The sequence below is a fragment of the Martinezella calliandrae genome (assembly GCF_030272695.1).
Lineage (GTDB): Bacteria > Pseudomonadota > Alphaproteobacteria > Rhizobiales > Rhizobiaceae > Rhizobium > Rhizobium calliandrae.
Genome location: NZ_JARFYN010000001.1, coordinates 29,841 through 45,917, shown reverse-complemented (window position 1 = coordinate 45,917; position 16,077 = coordinate 29,841). Strand labels below are relative to the sequence as shown.

Here is a 16,077-nt window from a genome sequence, read left to right as displayed (position 1 = left end):
CATAAATTCACTGATTCGGCCGCCGCGCCCGCATGGTTAACATGCCATTAACCCTCCTCTGATTAGGTAGAGCAGACGTACTAGGTGAGTGGCATGACGCCGATTCGCTTGTGCTTTCGATAACGAACGGGCTGGATATTATGGGCAGAAGCAATTCGGCAGCGTTGGGCGGTCGTCCGGACCGCTTCTCGCTTTCGGTAGTCGTTTGGCGGCAGGTGAGGGGCCTTAGTGGCTTCGCGCTGCTGTTCCTGCTTGCGCTCGCGGTGGCGGCACTGGCGACCTGGAACGTCATGGATCCCAGCTATTCCTACGCTACAAGCAATACGCCGACGAACATACTCGGCTTTCCGGGTGCGGCCTTTGCAGACATCATGATGCAGGCGCTTGGACTTGCCTCGGTCGTCGCGCTGCTGCCGGTTGTCGCCTGGGCTTTCGCGCTGATTTCCAATCGCAGGATTCATCGTGTGCCCGCTCGTCTCGGTGCCTGGGTCGGCGGGGCCATTGTCGCTGCCGGTTCCATTGCCTGTTTCCCCGCACCTCCGACCTGGCCGATCCCGAACGGTATCGGCGGCGTCATCGGCGACATCGTCCTGCGCTTTCCCGCCCTTTTCATCGGTACTTATCCGAGCGGCATCTTCGCCACGGTATTCGGCTCCGTTCTCGCGATCCCGGCCGCCTGGCTCATGCTGTTTGCAGCCGGCGTTGTCGGTCGCAGCCTGCTGGAAGACGAAGAGGACGAGGACGAAGAGGATTATGAAAACACGCAGAGCCGCGCACGCAATGTCGGAGATGAAGACGAGGATGACGATCGCGGTGGGTTCCTGGCTTTCGGTGCCCTCATGCATGCCTGGTACAACACGCATGCGCGGTTGCGCCGCCTGTTCGGCATGGGGCCGCGCAAACGTCGCGACCAATCCTTCGATGCGCCCTATGATTTCAATGATGACGAGTTCGGTACACTGAACGAGCCGGTGCGTGCCAAGGCGTCAGTTTTCCGCGGCGAGCGTGTCGAACCGTCGATGGAGGGTGCAGCGCCGCGCCGTGTCGTTTCTCCGCCGTCGATGAGCATCGACGATAACGAGGATGAGGACGACGATCCGTCCTATGAACGCGAGCTTCCGCGTCCGGCCGGCATCCTGCCGGATGACGAGGAGGACGAATGGGCGCTGCGTCCTGCCTCACCAAAGGCTCCTGGTCACCGCGTTGTTCCCGCTGCTGCCCGGCCGAAGCCTGGCGTGCGCGCCGAGCGCGAGGCGCAGACTTCCTTCATTCGTCCCTATGGCTTCCAGCTTCCGGCCGTGCACCTGCTTTCCGAACCGAAGACGATCGTCAGGGACGCAACGCTCTCTTCCGATGCATTGGAGCAGAATGCCCGCATGCTCGAGGGTGTGCTCGAGGACTTCGGCGTCAAGGGCGAGATCATCCATGTCCGTCCCGGCCCGGTCGTGACGCTTTATGAACTGGAGCCGGCGCCGGGCATTAAATCGTCCCGCGTCATCGGGCTTGCCGACGATATCGCCCGCTCGATGAGCGCGATCGCCGCCCGCGTCGCTGTCGTTCCCGGCCGCAATGCCATCGGCATCGAACTGCCGAATTCCACCCGCGAGACGGTCTATCTGCGCGAGCTCATCGCCAGCCGCGATTTCGAAGGCTCCAAGGCCAAGCTCGCCATGTCGCTCGGCAAGACGATCGGCGGTGAGCCTGTTATCGCCGATCTCGCCAAGATGCCGCATCTGCTCGTTGCCGGCACTACCGGCTCGGGTAAATCCGTCGCGATCAACACCATGATACTCTCGCTGCTCTACCGAATGACGCCGGAGCAGTGCCGCCTGATCATGATCGACCCGAAGATGCTGGAACTCTCCGTCTACGACGGCATTCCGCATCTTTTGTCGCCCGTGGTCACCGATCCGAAGAAGGCTGTGGTCGCGCTGAAATGGACCGTCCGCGAGATGGAAGAGCGCTACAAGAAGATGTCGAAGATCGGCGTGCGCAACATTGACGGCTTCAATACACGCGTCGAGCAGGCGGTCGCCAAGGGGGAGGCGATTAGCCGCACCGTCCAGACAGGCTTCGACCGTCAGACCGGCGAGGCGATCTACGAGACCGAGGAATTCGACCTGAAGCCGATGCCTTATATCGTCGTCATCATCGACGAAATGGCCGACCTGATGATGGTCGCCGGCAAGGATATCGAAGGCGCGGTTCAGCGTCTCGCACAGATGGCACGCGCGGCCGGCATCCATGTCATCATGGCGACGCAGCGCCCGTCGGTCGACGTCATCACCGGCACGATCAAGGCAAACTTCCCGACACGCATTTCCTTCCAGGTAACCTCGAAAATCGACAGCCGCACGATCCTCGGCGAACAGGGTGCCGAACAGCTCCTCGGCATGGGCGATATGCTTTACATGGCCGGTGGTGGACGCATCCAGCGCGTCCACGGACCCTTCGTCTCCGATGGCGAAGTGGAAGACATCGTCTCCTACTTGAAAACGCAGGGCTCGCCCCAATATCTGGATGCAATCACCGCCGACGAAGACGGCGACGACGATGGTCACGGTTCAGCAGGTACGGCCAACCTATCCGACTCGGAGGATCCATACGATCAAGCGGTGGCGATCGTGCTGCGTGATGGCAAGGCATCGACCTCCTATATCCAGCGCCGGCTCGGCATCGGCTATAACCGCGCCGCCTCACTGATCGAACGCATGGAACAGGAAGGACTGATCGGCCCGGCCAACCATGCCGGCAAGCGCGAGATTCTCGTGCCGACGGAAGCGGACGTTCTCGATCGCTGACGGGTCATGAGCCCGCGACACACATCCAGAATATGATGTCGGAGATTTGATCGCGGCTCGTGACCAAGCATGGGCGGCCGCGCCATGAAGACGCCGATTTTGCGCGCCATGGACAAAGCATGAAGGAGAATTCCATGAAAAAGTTTGATGCGCAGCCCTCGATCCACCTGAACCTCACTCGCCGTCATTTCCTCGGCGCTATGGTGGCGGCGGGCGCGGCAAGCGTGGCACCCGCGGCGAGCGCCTTCGCGCAGCAGTCGGTAGCTCTCAATCCTGATATTGCTCAGGCGATCGCCGACCATTTCTCGTCCATCAAGACCATGAAGGGTGGCTTCCTGCAGATCGGGCCACGTGGCGATCAGTTGAGCGGCAGCTTTTTCATTCAACGTCCCGGCAAGCTGCGCTTCAACTATGATCCGCCATCACGCATGCGTGTCATCTGTGACGGTAACAACGTCCAGGTCATCAACGACCAGACACACACGAACAACATGTACCAGCTCTCGAAGACGCCGCTGAGCCTGTTGCTCGCCAACAAGATCGACCTCTCCGCCGACATGGTTCGCAATGTCGAAGCGCAGCCGGATCTTACCAAGATCACACTCGGCAACCGCACCGTCTTCGGTGATGCGACCATCGCCATGATCTTCGATTCCAAGACTTACGACCTGCGCCAATGGACGGTCATCGACCCTCAGGGCAAGACAACCGATGTCATTGTCAACAATGTGAAGACTAATCTCTCATTCGACGACAGCGTCTTCCGGATCGATTATTCGGGCATGAACCGGTAATTTTCATCCCTGCTTCGGCTTTGCGCGAAGATGTTGAATGATCTTCCTTTTTCTTTCCTCCCGGGCTAAACACCTGGAGCGTCGAGCGTTCGTCTGAGCGCACAAAGGTCGCTCTAATCATTTGAATCTGGAGCATCTTTTCCGCTTGCAGGTGATTCCACCTGAAGGCGGGCTGCTCTAGCGGGATTGAAAGCAGGGGTCTGGGCATGGGATTTTCGATTGCGACTTGGAACATCAATTCGGTGCGGCTGCGCATGCCGATCATCGAGCAATTCGTGATGCAGCACCGGCCCGATATTCTCTGTCTGCAGGAGACCAAGGTCCCGAACGAGCTCTTCCCACTGTCGCCGCTGAGGGCACTAGGCTACGAGCACATCATCGTCCATGGCCAGAAGGGCTATCATGGCGTTGCCATCGCTTCACGCATCCCATTGACCGAGGATCATCGGCAGGATTATTGCAACGTCGGCGATGCCCGCCACATCTCGGCGATCTTCCACCGCGGCAGCAGGCGCATCCGGCTGCATAATTTCTACGTTCCGGCCGGCGGCGACGAGCCGGATCGGACGATCAACCCCAAGTTCGGCCATAAGCTCGACTTCATCGAGGAGATGAAGCGACTGCATGCCGATGCCGAGCCGAACACCTCGGCAATCCTCGTCGGCGATCTCAACATCGCGCCGCTCGAACATGACGTCTGGTCGCACAAGCAGTTGCTGAAGATCGTCAGCCACACGCCGGTCGAAACCGACGGGTTGATTGAGGTCATGAAACGGGGTGCCTGGCTCGATCTGATGCGCCAACAAGTGCCGGAGAACGAGAAGCTCTATACATGGTGGAGCTATCGCGCCAAGGATTGGGAGGCGGCCGATCGTGGCCGCCGCCTCGACCATATCTGGTCATCATCCGATCTCGGCCCGCTGTTGCAACGCATCGATATCCTGAAGGCGGCACGCGGCTGGGATCGCCCGTCCGACCACGTGCCGGTGACCGCGCATTTCAATCTCTAACCATGTCCGTTAGCCTGGCCGCCCAGGATGCCACTGGGGGTGTCGCGTTGAGCGGATGCAGCGGACGTGACGCTCAGTTTGCCGAGGAGAATTCAGGCTGCAGAGAGGAGTAGTAGGCGGCCGCCTGGTCAACCTCCTCCGCCGCCAAGGCGCGGGCAATATTGCGCATCTGCTGGCTGAGAGGACGGCGCGTCAGGAAAAGCGGTGAAGCAGGGCGGCCGCCTGCTTGGCGAGGACAGCGAAATTTTCGCGGACGCGGTTTTGAATGAGGAGACCAGCGTCGGGATATTCCTCGATCAGCCGGTGGAACAGCGCGCGCGTAATGCGGATGACATCAGAATCCTCCAGCGCCACCGCGGTATATTTGCGCTCGACCAGTGTCACTAGCGCCAGCTCGGAGAGCATGGTGCCGGCTTGCACGGTGGCTTCGACATGTGGTTGCCCGACAGCGTCGACGGTGCTCAGCTCGAAACTGCCGCGCGCGACGACATAGGCGCATTCCGCCGGCGACTTTTCCCGGAAGAGGGTCAAGCCGGCCGCGACGTGACGGCGGTCGGCGCCGAAGGCAATCAGCCGCAACGGCTCATCGCCCATGCCGTGGAAGAGCGGCAATTGCGACAGAAGACGGATATCGTCATTAAGCGCCATCGCTATCGCCTATGGAATGATCTTGTAGCCGCCGTTTTCCGTAACCAGGATTTCGGCGTTGGAGGGATCACGCTCGATCTTCTGGCGCAGCCGGTAGACATGGGTTTCCAGCGTGTGGGTGGTGACGCCCGAATTATAGCCCCAGACCTCTTCGAGAAGGATGTCGCGGGTGACGACCTTCTGGTCGGCACGGTAGAGATAGCGGATGATCGCCGCTTCCTTCTCGGTCAGGCGGATCTTCTGGCCGTCATCCGTGGTCAACAGCTTCTGGCTCGGCTTAAACAGATATCGGCCGACGGTGAAGGTCGCATCTTCGCTCTGCTCGTGCTGGCGCAACTGCGCGCGGATGCGGGCGAGCAGCACGGCAAAGCGGAAGGGCTTCGTGACATAGTCGTTTGCGCCGGCTTCGAGGCCGAGGATGGTGTCGGAATCGGTGTCGTGACCCGTAAGCATGATGATCGGGGCCTTGAAGCCATTCTTGCGCAAGAGCTTCACTGCTTCACGACCATCCATGTCGGGCAGGCCGACGTCCATGATCAGAAGATCAACAGGAGTGGCGCGAGCGGCCTGCACGCCCTTGCCGGCGGTCGCCTCCTGCAGGACTGTGAATTCATCATATAGCGATAATTGCTCGACCAGCATTTCGCGCAGGTCGTTGTCATCGTCCACCAGCAGAATGGTGCGTGCGGTCATGCCGTTGCGATCCTCGTGTTCTCTAGCTCTAAGTCCTACGCCAAATTGCATTTTTAGCAAGTCATGAGGCTGCTCAGGCTTGGTCGTCCAATTGAAACTGCTATGATTTCAAACGAAATCACGCGCAAAGCAAAAACATGTGAGGAAAATGGAAAAGGCAAGGGCAGGCGGCAGGCGGGCAGTTTCGACCATCGTTGTTCGTCCCGCGCCGGGAAAATTGACGCGCGCGCTGGTACAGATTGGGCCCTTGACGATACCGGCGGCAATCGGCCGGTCGGGGCGCAGGGCGCTAAAGCGGGAAGGAGACGGCGCGACGCCGATTGCTGCAATGAAGCTGCTTTACGGCTTTGTTCGTGGCGATCATGTCCCCTTTCTCAGGACGCCCTTGCGGATGCGGCGGATTCGAAAGGACATGCTCTGGTGCGATCAGCCTGACAACGCCAATTACAACAGGCTTGTCAAAGCGCCGTTCAAGCCAAGCCATGAGGAGATGCTGCGGCGTGACGGGCTCTATGATATCTGCCTCGTGCTCGACTGGAATGTCAGCTCGCGCCGTCGCCATCGCGGCTCGGCGATCTTCTTGCATCTGATGAAACCCGGCTACGAACCGACCGCCGGCTGCGTCGCCGTCAGCCTCAAGGACATGCAGCGGCTCATCCGCTTTTTGCGCAGGGGAACAACAGTTCGTGTGATCTGATGTGCGCGCTGTGGGGTGATAATCCTGTAATCCTATATTATATAGGCTTGCGACCGGCGAGAGCGGCTGCGGGGCGCGCAGGCAAATCCGGGGCTCCCGCCCGGGTTCAATTCACGCCTTCACTCCACCCACTCCCAAGTCTTTTGGAGACATGTTGTGACCACACAACCAACAATCACTTTCAACGACGGCAATTCCATCCCACAGGTCGGCCTCGGTGTCTGGCAAACGCCGGAAAACGTCGCACCCTTGGCCGTTAGCACGGCTTTGAAGGCCGGCTATCGTCATGTCGACACCGCTGCCATCTATGCCAACGAAGACGGCGTGGGCGAAGGCATGCGTCAGTCCGGCGTCGCCCGCAGGGAGATCTTTCTGACCACAAAGCTCTGGAACGAAGCCCAGGGTTTCGACTCGACCCTGAAGGCATTCGATGAAAGCCTGAAGCAGCTCGGGACCGACTATGTCGACCTCTACCTTATCCACTGGCCGTCGGCGCATCGCGGCCGCTATCTCGACACCTGGAAGGCTTTTCTGCGCATCAAGGAAGAGGGCCGGGCTCGCTCGATCGGCGTCTCCAATTTCGCCAAGGAGCATCTGGACCGCATCATCGGCGAAACCGGCGTCACCCCGGTGCTCAACCAGATCGAGTTGCACCCGACCTTCCAGCAGAAGGCCTTGCGCGAAGTTCACGACAAGCTCGGCATCAAGACGCAATCCTGGAGCCCGCTCGGCCAGGGCAAGCTTCTCGGCAATGCTGTGATCGGCAAGGTTGCCGCCAAACACGGCCGCACGCCGGCCCAGATCGTCATCCGTTGGCACATGGACAACGGCTTGATCGTCATTCCGAAATCGGTGACGCCGAGCCGCATCGAAGAGAACCTCAAAGTGTTCGACTTCAAACTCGACGCCGACGATCTCGCCGAAATTGCCAAACTCGATTCTGCCGGTGGGCGCATCGGGCCGGACCCGCTGAAGGCGAGCTTCTGACGGGTGGATTTGCGCAGAGGACAGTTTCCGCGCGATAGTCAGGGGCTCGGAGGTAACATTCCGAGCCCATTTAGCTTCATGACAGTGTCAAAATTGAAGCCAAGATGCACCGGCTTGAAGAGAACATTGGAGCGGGCGAGGGCTTGCTGATGGCCGACGATCTTCGCAATATCGAGGATGCACTCTCCCAAATCGCTGTCCAAGGAGACCGTTATCCTCAGCATCTGCAAGCAAGGGTCGGTCGCTAGAGCGCTAAGCAGTTGACTGTATTGACATCAACGAGATCCTGTTCAGGCCGGCCGGAACAATATTGAGCGTGAAAATGGCCCGCCGATTGCGGGCTATTTTTCGGGCGCTCAGATTGCGGCGGATGTCTCGAGCGCAGCCTCGAAGCCGGCTAAATATTTGCCAAGTAGCGCGTTCAGCACTGCTTTGTCTTCTTCCGACAGGCCCGAGACGAGACGGGCCTGGGTCTCGACATGTGCGGCCACGGCGCTATCGATCAGTGCAAATCCCTTTTCTGTCAACGACACCAGAAAGCCGCGGCCGTCCTGGGGATTGGTGCTGCGGGCGACGAGACCGGCTTTTTCCAGTTGATCGATGCGATTGGTCATTGTGCCCGAGGCAACCATCATGGCAGCCATCAGATCGCTGGGGGAGAGGGCATAGGGCGCTCCCCAGCGGCGCAGGGTGGCCAGCACGTCGAAAGTTGCGCCGTTCAATCCGAATTGGGCGAAAGTCCGGTCCATTTCTCGGCTGAGATGGTGGGCGAGGTTCCTGATGCGGCCGATCAAGCCCATAGGGCCGGTGTTGAGATCGGGCCGTTCGCGGTGCCACTGGGCGAGAATTTTGTCGATGCGATCCATGGTGAGACCTCGCCACGAATTTATCTTGACGTCAAGGTATATTGAGTTATCTTGACGTCGAGATAAATTTCGGAGGTGTCACGTGAGGCGTAATTTCGACCTGTTGCTGACAGCGATCGCCCCGACCATCTGGGGCAGCACCTATCTGGTGACGACCGAGCTTCTGCCGGCCGGCTACCCTCTGACTGTCGCCATGCTGCGCGCATTACCCGCAGGGCTGCTCCTGCTCGCCGTCGTCCGGCGATTGCCGCACGGCATCTGGTGGGCGAGATCGCTCGTCCTCGGCGCGCTGAATTTCTCGTTTTTCTGGTGGATGCTGTTCATTTCCGCATACAGGTTGCCCGGCGGAGTGGCGGCCACTGTCGGTGCGATCCAGCCGCTCATCGTCCTCGTGCTCGCCCGGTTCCTGCTCGGTTCGCCGATCCGCGGCCTTTCCATTCTCGCGGCGATCGCCGGGATCGTTGGTGTCGCGCTTCTCATCCTCACGCCGAAGGCGACACTTGATCCGGTGGGCATTGCGGCTGGAATCGGCGGCGCCGTCTCCATGGCGGCCGGCACCGTGCTTAACCGCCGCTGGCGGCCCGATGTCTCGCCGCTCACCTTCACCGCCTGGCAGTTGACGGCCGGAGGCTTGTTGTTGCTGCCCTTCACCCTGGCAATGGAGCCGCCGCTTCCCTTTCCGACCGCTGCCAATCTTTTGGGTTTTGCCTATCTCGGCCTCATCGGCGCAGCGCTCACCTATTTGCTCTGGTTTCGCGGCCTGTCGCGCCTGGAGCCGTCCGTCGTCTCGCCGCTCGGCTTTCTCAGCCCCACGACTGCGGTGATCCTCGGCTGGTGGGTGCTGGACCAGCGATTGAGCCTGATACAGTTCCTGGGAATTGCCATCGTGCTTGGCAGCGTTTGGCTCAGCCAGCGCGCGCAGCAGCTTCCTTCCGGTGGAAAATCGGCGCCTACGGATCTCCAGGCAGTCGCTTCGAGAGCATAGAAGGCCCAGGCCGAGATCTCTCGCAGCAGACAAAAAAGGCGGCACGAAAGCCGCCTTTTGCATCCAATCTGTCGAAGCCGATCAGTTCCATTCGCGGATATCGACGAAGTGCCCCGCGATTGCAGCGGCGGCGGCCATGGCGGGCGATACCAGATGTGTGCGGCCTTTGAAGCCCTGGCGGCCCTCGAAATTGCGGTTCGAGGTCGAAGCGCAGCGTTCGCCGGGTTTCAGGCGGTCGTCGTTCATGGCCAGGCACATGGAACAGCCAGGCTCGCGCCAGTCGAAACCGGCGGCCTTGAAGATCTTGTCGAGGCCTTCGGCTTCTGCCTGTTCCTTCACAAGACCGGAGCCCGGAACGATCATCGCGTCGACCGTTGAAGCCACCGTCTTGCCTTCAACGACCTTGGCAACTGCACGCAGATCCTCGATTCGGCCGTTGGTGCAGGAACCGATAAAAACGCGATCGATATTGATCTCCGTCATCGGTGTGCCCGGCTTCAGGCCCATATAGTCGAGCGCACGCCACTTGGAAGCGCGCTTGGTCTCGTCCTGGATTTCGTCCGGGTTCGGCACGATGCCCTGGACAGAGACGACGTCTTCCGGCGAGGAACCCCAGGAGACGATCGGTGGCAGGTTGGCGGCATCGAGCTTGACAATACGGTCGTAATGCGCGCCTTCGTCCGACTTCAGCGTCTTCCAGTAGCTGATCGCCTGCTCCAGCGCTTCGCCCTTCGGCGCGCGCGGCTTGCCCTTGATGTATTCGAAAGTGATTTCATCGGGCGCGATCAGGCCGGCGCGGGCACCGCCTTCGATCGACATGTTGCAGATCGTCATGCGGCCTTCCATGGACAGCGAGCGGATGGCTTCGCCTGCATATTCGATGACATAGCCGGTGCCGCCGGCAGTGCCAATCTCGCCGATGATGGCGAGGATGATGTCCTTGGCGGTGACGCCGGGCGGAAGCTGCCCGTCGACCTGCACAAGCATGTTCTTAGCTTTCTTCTGGATCAGCGTCTGGGTGGCCAGAACGTGTTCCACTTCCGACGTGCCGATGCCGTGCGCCAGCGAGCCGAAGGCGCCGTGCGTCGAGGTGTGGCTGTCGCCACAGACGATGGTCATGCCGGGCAGAGTGAAGCCCTGCTCGGGGCCGATGATGTGGACGATGCCCTGGCGCTTGTCGTTTTCGGAGTAGTATTCAACGCCGAATTCGGCGGCGTTGTGGGCCAGCGCCTCGACCTGGATACGGCTTTCCTCGTTCTTGATGCCGAGATGGCGGTCGGGCGAGGTCGGGACGTTATGGTCGACGACGGCCAGGGTCTTTTCCGGCGCGCGGACCTTGCGGCCGCTCATGCGCAGGCCTTCGAAAGCCTGCGGCGACGTTACTTCGTGAACGAGGTGACGGTCGATATAGATAAGACAGGTACCATCGTCCTGGGCGTCGACGAGATGATCATCCCAGATTTTGTCGTAAAGGGTGCGGGGAGCGCTCATGGCTATAGATCCATATTGGCATTGTCGAAAACGGGGGTGACGGATCAGGACCGCCGGCCTCGGGAGTGATCAGCGAAGTCGGCTGTTGAGCGCGCCCGAAATCATCGCAAAGAAACGAGCCGGCAGGCGCTTATGGTCCTGCAGCACGAAAGCCGTGACGAATTGCCCGTCCTTGCTCATGATCCTAGTCATGCGGATGCTCATACCAATTTTCAAAACCTTCGGCAATGGTGGCCGTGGGCCAACATTTTGCCGCAGGTTATTCTCTCAGCGCTCGTGCGCCTTGCGCATCCGTTTTTCGACCCGGCGCAGCAATAGCGACAGGCCCACCGTGAGGATGAGGTAGATGTAGGTGACGATCGAGTAGGTTTCAAAGAAGCGGAACGAGCCTGAGGCATAGACCTTGCCCATCTGCGTGATGTCAGCGACGCCAAGGACGGAAACCAGCGAGCTGTCCTTCACCATCGAGACGAAATCGTTGGAGAGCGGCGGGAAGATGACGCGGATCGCCTGCGGCGCGATAACGTGGCGGAAGCGCCGGTAGCGCGACAGGCCGAGCGCCTTGGCCGCCTCGATCTGGCCGTGGTCGACGGCCTGGATGCCAGCGCGAAAGATCTCGGCGATGAAGGAGGCATAACCGATCATCAGCGCGATGATGGCGCGCCACATCAGGGACAGATCGCGCACCAGCATCGGCTTTGCCCAGCCCGCGTCAACCAGTGGGGCCGACACGGTGTTATAGAGCGCGACGATCGCGGGGGCTCCCACGAAGGCAACGTAGAAGAGCAGCACCAGCATCGGGATGCCGCGAATGACTTCGATATAGAAGCGTGACGTTTGGCGCAAGACGATATGGTCGCTGAGGCCGAGCAGCGCAATGCAAAGGCCGAGTACGACTGCCAGCGCGAAGGCGACCAGCGTCACGAAGACGGTGACATAGACGCCTTGTGCGACGGTGAAGAAGACCTGGGTATAAAGATCGCTGACGATAATGGCGGCCGCGATCGCTACGCCTAACAAAACGAAGACGACTAGCCACCAGGGATAGTCGTCCTTGATATGGTGTCCGCTCTGAGCCATCAGAACGGCATTCCCAGCTGCAGAGGCATAAGGCTTACTGGCCCATCTTGTAGTCGAGGAACCACTTCTTGCTCAGCGCTTCAAAGGTTCCGTCGGCCTTCAGGCTGGCGATGGCGGCGTTGATCGGAGCGACGAGATCGGAGCCTTTTTGAAAGATGAAGCCGAAATCCTCTGTGCCGAGCGGATCGCCGATCAGCTTCAATGCGCCGTTTGAGGCCTCGACATATCCTTTGCCGGCCGTACCGTCGGTCAGAACCACGTCGACGTCGCCGGTCTTCAACGCCTGCACGGTGGCGCCGAAGGTTTCGAAGAGCTTGATGCGCGGATTCTGTTCGTTGCCGTCAAGCACCTCGTAGACGGCGGTGTAGAAAGGCGTTGTGCCCGGCTGGGCGCCGATCAGGCCATCCTTGAAGGCAGCAAAGCTCTTGGCATCGGTGAAGCGCTTTTCATCGCCGCGCACCAGCATGAACTGTTGCGAGCGCATGTAGGGATCGGAGAAATCGACCTTCTGCTTGCGGTCCTCCTTGATGGTGATGCCGGTCATGCCGATGTTGTACTGGCCGTCGGAGACGGCCTGGATCATCGCATCCCAGCTCGTATTCTGATACTCGAGCTTAAAATTCAACCGCTTGGCGATTTCGTTCATCGCGTCATATTCCCAGCCGATCGCCTTGCCGGTTTTGGGGTCGATGAATTGCAGCGGCGGATAGGCATTCTCAGTGACGACGACGACGGTCTTGCCGTTGAGATTCGGCAGGTCGGCTGCAAAGGAAGCAAATGGTGCAAGTACGAGGGCGGTGAGGCCCAGAAGGAACGAACGACGGAATGCCATGGAAATCTCCCCGAATAGCGCAACGGAAAATTGTCATAATTGGAAAGCGGATTGCAAGGCCATTGCCATACCCACGACGATAAAAACAGAAAAGCTGCTCCAAAGCTTGTGTCCTGCGGAGAATTTTCCTTCTCGTACCCTTGTCTTTTCCTTGGCAATAAAAAAGGCGACCCAAAGGCCGCCTTGATGTCTGCAATCCGCGAGGAAAGCTTATTCTGCCGCCGGTTCCGCGGAGGCTGCAGCGGCTTCGGCGGCTGCCTTTGCTTCGGCGGCTTCGGCTGCTGCCTTTTCGGCCGCGAGAGCCTGAGCTGCGGCAACCTTTTCGGCTTCGATGCGAGCCTTTTCATCGGCAACGGCCTGGCGCTCGGAATCGTTGAGCTTGCGGGCGCGTGTGCCGGTGTTTTCGACGATACGAGCAGCCTTGCCGCGCAGGTCGCGCAGGTAGTAGAGCTTGGCGCGACGGACCTTACCGCGGCGAACGACTTCGACGCTTTCGATCATCGGCGAATAGACCGGGAATACGCGCTCAACGCCTTCGCCATAGGAGATTTTGCGAACGGTGAAGTTTTCCTGCAGGCCACCGCCCGAACGGGCGATGCAGACGCCTTCATAGGCCTGAACGCGGGTACGGTTGCCTTCCGTGACCTTCACATTGACGCGGACGGTGTCGCCGGCGGAAAATTCGGGAAGGGTACGCTTGGCTTCGATCTTGGCGGCCTGTTCGGCTTCCAACTGCTGAATGATGTTCATGTTATCAACCTCGTTGTTGGTTCAACAGCCAGAGCGCTCTGAAAGATCTATCTTTGGTCGGACCCTGCGGTCTCGCCTCGGATATATGCCCGTGAAGGCAGGAGCGAATACGTCTGCTATTCTTTGGTGGTTGATGGGAAATTTCCCATGCCGGGCGCGCACATACCCTATTGTCGCGGCTTTGTCACCCCTTGTCGGGGGAATTTCATGAGCGAGATGTCACTTTTGAACGTTCATACTCCTCCGGCCGGGCGAAAGCGCGATCTGCTACTTCTCGAGCAAATCCGGCCGGCGTTCCTTGGTCAGTTTCTCCGCCTCCTGCCGCTGCCATTTGGCGATGGCGCCGTGGTTGCCTGAGGTCAGCACCGCTGGAATCTCGTGGCCTTCCCAGACCTGCGGACGCGTATATTGCGGATGTTCGAGCAGGCCCCCTTCGAAGCTCTCGTTCTGGCCGGAAAGATCGTTGCCCATGACACCGGGCAGGATGCGGACGATGGCGTCGAGCAGAATCAGGGCGGCCGGCTCGCCGCCGGAGAGGATGTAGTCTCCGATCGAGACTTCCTCGAGGTCTCGGCCGTCGATTACCCGCTGGTCGACGCCTTCGAAGCGGCCGCAGACGATGATAACGCCGTCACCGTCAGCGAGTTCCCGAACGCGCCTCTGCGTGAGTGGCTTGCCGCGCGGGCTCATCAGCAGGCGGGGGCGGTCGTCGTTTTTTGAGGCATGGTCGATGGCGCGGGCAAGGACGTCCGGTTTCAGCACCATGCCGGCGCCGCCGCCGGCCGGCGTGTCGTCCACAGTGCGGTGCTTATCGGTGGCAAAATCGCGGATTTGCACGGTGTCCAGCGACCATTGCCCGCGCTCCATTGCCTTTCCGGCGAGCGATGTGCCGAGATGGCCGGGAAACATCTCGGGATACAGCGTCAGGATGGTCGCACTGAAACTCATGGCCGGATCACTTCTTCGCTTTGCCCGGACGCTTCGGTGGCTTGCCGGGGAACTCCTCCGGGCTGTCGATCAGGCCCGCTGCCATCGGGTCGATAAGGATCTTGCCGCCTTCAAGGTCGATTTCCAGCACGGCAGCTTCGGAAAACGGGATGAGCACCGGGCGTTTGCCCGGCCCCTTCAGCTCTAGCAGGTCGCCGGCGCCGAAATCATAGATGCCGCTGACCGTACCGTAGCCGGTGCCCTTGTCGTCGACCGCTTCCAAGCCTTCGAGATCGGCATAGAAGAACTCGTCGTCCTCCAGCTCGTCATCGGGCAGGTTGTCGCGCTCAATGTAGAGTTCCAGCCCATTCAACGCCTCGGCGGCGTTGCGGTCGTTGACGCCGCGAAAGCGGACGATAACCACGTTCTTGGCTTCGCGGATTTCCAGGACCTCGAAGCTACGGCCGTCGAGGCTGTGCAGATGACCGTAGTCGCCGAGCGCCGTGGGGTCGGAGGTAAATGCGCGGGCGCGCACTTCGCCTCTCAGGCCCTGTGCGGCGCCGATGGTGGCCATCAATACCGGGTTTTCAAGTTTCGTCATGGTCCTGTGCCGACTGCCAGAGGATCGATTGCGTTCTCTCATAAGATGAACGCTCGCGGATGGGAACAAAAAACGGGCGGCATGTCGCCATGCCACCCGTTTCCAATAGCCGTTAAGGCGGATTATTCAGCAGAAGCGGCGGCGTCAGCAGCCTTCTGGGCCTTTTCAGCGGCGCGTTCCTGGGCGCGCTTGCCCGGCTTTGCCTTTTCCGGGTTGTTCTTGGCTTCGCGCGTAGCAATGCCGGCTTCGGCGAGGAAGCGAAGAACGCGGTCGGTCGGCTGAGCGCCGTTGTCGAGCCAATGCTTGATACGGTCGGCGTCGAGCTCAACGCGCTTGGCATCGTCCTTGGCGAGCATCGGGTTCCAGGAACCGAGCTTCTCGAGGAAACGGCCGTCGCGGGGCGAACGGGCGTCGGCGAGGACGACGTGGTAATACGGGCGCTTCTTGGAGCCACCGCGGGCGAGACGAATTTTCAGTGCCATGTTTCTACTCCTTAGGCTTTTCTTGACCGCTTCGTTTTGGCGGTATGTTCATTTGCCGCTGCTGTTTTTGTGTGTTGCATGATCTCTTCCGAAAACCGCTTCACCGTTTTCACGATCATGCTTTGAGATCAGCAGCGATCTGTTCATGATGCCGGATGACTTCCTTGATGACGAAGTTCAGGAACTTCTCGGCGAAATCCGGGTCCAGATTTGCATCCTTTGCCAGGCGGCGCAGGCGTTCGATCTGGTATTCCTCGCGCGCCGGATCGGCCGGCGGCAGGTTGTACTTGGCCTTCAGCACACCGACTTCCTTCGTGCAGCGGAAGCGTTCGGCCAGCATATGCACCAGTGCGGCATCGATATTGTCGATCGACTGGCGGTAGTTGCCCAATTGGGCCTTGACGTCTGGATCAATCATTGGGGTCAGCGATCC

At 59.9% G+C, this 16,077-nt stretch carries 18 protein-coding genes and 1 pseudogene; 7 read left to right on the top strand and 12 right to left on the bottom strand.

The window, feature by feature from the left end; all coding sequences use genetic code 11:
* Positions 1-140 precede the first annotated feature (140 nt).
* From PY650_RS00250 to PY650_RS00240, 3 genes are all read left to right on the top strand, one after another.
* Positions 141-2,801 (top strand): FtsK/SpoIIIE family DNA translocase, encoded by a 2,661-nt coding sequence (locus PY650_RS00250; protein ID WP_285877077.1) that lies wholly within the window; start codon positions 141-143, stop codon positions 2,799-2,801.
* Between the two features lie 134 nt (positions 2,802-2,935).
* Positions 2,936-3,595, top strand: coding sequence for an outer-membrane lipoprotein carrier protein LolA (locus PY650_RS00245; RefSeq protein ID WP_285877076.1), 660 nt, complete (start codon positions 2,936-2,938; stop codon positions 3,593-3,595).
* 206 nt (positions 3,596-3,801) lie between these two features.
* Entirely contained in the window at positions 3,802-4,605 is an 804-nt protein-coding gene (locus PY650_RS00240; protein ID WP_285877075.1) for an exodeoxyribonuclease III, read from the top strand.
* Between the two features lie 192 nt (positions 4,606-4,797).
* Here the strand turns inward: PY650_RS00240 and PY650_RS00235 are convergent, their stop codons facing one another.
* Both PY650_RS00235 and PY650_RS00230 read right to left on the bottom strand, forming a co-directional pair.
* Positions 4,798-5,253 carry a cyclic nucleotide-binding domain-containing protein gene (locus PY650_RS00235; RefSeq protein WP_285877074.1) on the bottom strand — a complete coding sequence of 152 codons (456 nt, stop codon included), beginning with the start codon at positions 5,251-5,253 and terminating at the stop codon, positions 4,798-4,800.
* Between the two features lie 9 nt (positions 5,254-5,262).
* A complete protein-coding gene (locus tag PY650_RS00230) occupies positions 5,263-5,946 on the bottom strand; it encodes a response regulator transcription factor (RefSeq protein ID WP_285877073.1) in 684 nt (227 codons plus the stop codon).
* A 148-nt stretch (positions 5,947-6,094) separates the two neighbouring features.
* Here PY650_RS00230 and PY650_RS00225 point away from each other — a divergent pair, with 148 nt between their 5' ends.
* The 3 genes and pseudogenes from PY650_RS00225 to PY650_RS00215 form a co-directional block, all read left to right on the top strand.
* Positions 6,095-6,643: a L,D-transpeptidase family protein gene (locus PY650_RS00225; protein WP_285877072.1), complete on the top strand. Its 549-nt coding sequence runs from the start codon at positions 6,095-6,097 to the stop codon at positions 6,641-6,643.
* Positions 6,644-6,799: 156 nt separating this feature from the next.
* On the top strand, positions 6,800-7,630 hold the full coding sequence (locus PY650_RS00220; protein ID WP_285877071.1) for an aldo/keto reductase: 831 nt from the start codon (positions 6,800-6,802) through the stop codon (positions 7,628-7,630).
* 101 nt (positions 7,631-7,731) lie between these two features.
* Positions 7,732-7,878: pseudogene (locus tag PY650_RS00215) on the top strand (aldo/keto reductase); the annotation flags it as partial.
* Between the two features lie 108 nt (positions 7,879-7,986).
* Here PY650_RS00215 and PY650_RS00210 read toward each other — a convergent pair.
* The gene (locus tag PY650_RS00210) at positions 7,987-8,496 is read right to left on the bottom strand and encodes a MarR family winged helix-turn-helix transcriptional regulator (RefSeq protein ID WP_285877070.1); all 510 of its coding nucleotides are present in this window, start codon (positions 8,494-8,496) and stop codon (positions 7,987-7,989) included.
* 82 nt (positions 8,497-8,578) lie between these two features.
* Here PY650_RS00210 and PY650_RS00205 point away from each other — a divergent pair, with 82 nt between their 5' ends.
* A complete protein-coding gene (locus tag PY650_RS00205) occupies positions 8,579-9,481 on the top strand; it encodes an EamA family transporter (protein ID WP_285877069.1) in 903 nt (300 codons plus the stop codon).
* Positions 9,482-9,562: 81 nt separating this feature from the next.
* Here PY650_RS00205 and leuC read toward each other — a convergent pair whose 3' ends face one another.
* The 9 genes from leuC to PY650_RS00160 form a co-directional block, all read right to left on the bottom strand.
* Complete coding sequence (gene leuC / locus PY650_RS00200; RefSeq protein WP_285877068.1) at positions 9,563-10,972, bottom strand: 3-isopropylmalate dehydratase large subunit; 1,410 nt, start codon at positions 10,970-10,972, stop codon at positions 9,563-9,565.
* Positions 10,973-11,041: 69 nt separating this feature from the next.
* Positions 11,042-11,164, bottom strand: a complete 123-nt coding sequence (locus PY650_RS00195) for a hypothetical protein (RefSeq protein ID WP_281024658.1) — start codon at positions 11,162-11,164, stop codon at positions 11,042-11,044.
* A gap of 75 nt (positions 11,165-11,239) precedes the next feature.
* Positions 11,240-12,052 (bottom strand): amino acid ABC transporter permease, encoded by an 813-nt coding sequence (locus tag PY650_RS00190; protein ID WP_285877067.1) that lies wholly within the window; start codon positions 12,050-12,052, stop codon positions 11,240-11,242.
* 34 nt (positions 12,053-12,086) lie between these two features.
* Entirely contained in the window at positions 12,087-12,884 is a 798-nt protein-coding gene (locus PY650_RS00185) for a basic amino acid ABC transporter substrate-binding protein (protein WP_285877066.1), read from the bottom strand.
* 210 nt (positions 12,885-13,094) lie between these two features.
* Complete coding sequence (gene rplS / locus PY650_RS00180) at positions 13,095-13,634, bottom strand: 50S ribosomal protein L19 (protein WP_285877065.1); 540 nt, start codon at positions 13,632-13,634, stop codon at positions 13,095-13,097.
* Positions 13,635-13,901: 267 nt separating this feature from the next.
* Positions 13,902-14,582 (bottom strand): tRNA (guanosine(37)-N1)-methyltransferase TrmD, encoded by a 681-nt coding sequence (gene trmD / locus PY650_RS00175; RefSeq protein ID WP_285877064.1) that lies wholly within the window; start codon positions 14,580-14,582, stop codon positions 13,902-13,904.
* A gap of 7 nt (positions 14,583-14,589) precedes the next feature.
* Positions 14,590-15,162: a ribosome maturation factor RimM gene (gene rimM / locus PY650_RS00170; protein WP_285877063.1), complete on the bottom strand. Its 573-nt coding sequence runs from the start codon at positions 15,160-15,162 to the stop codon at positions 14,590-14,592.
* Between the two features lie 122 nt (positions 15,163-15,284).
* Positions 15,285-15,644 (bottom strand): 30S ribosomal protein S16, encoded by a 360-nt coding sequence (gene rpsP, locus PY650_RS00165; RefSeq protein ID WP_285877062.1) that lies wholly within the window; start codon positions 15,642-15,644, stop codon positions 15,285-15,287.
* 115 nt (positions 15,645-15,759) lie between these two features.
* Positions 15,760-16,062: a chorismate mutase gene (locus tag PY650_RS00160; RefSeq protein WP_028751355.1), complete on the bottom strand. Its 303-nt coding sequence runs from the start codon at positions 16,060-16,062 to the stop codon at positions 15,760-15,762.
* Positions 16,063-16,077: the final 15 nt, after the last annotated feature.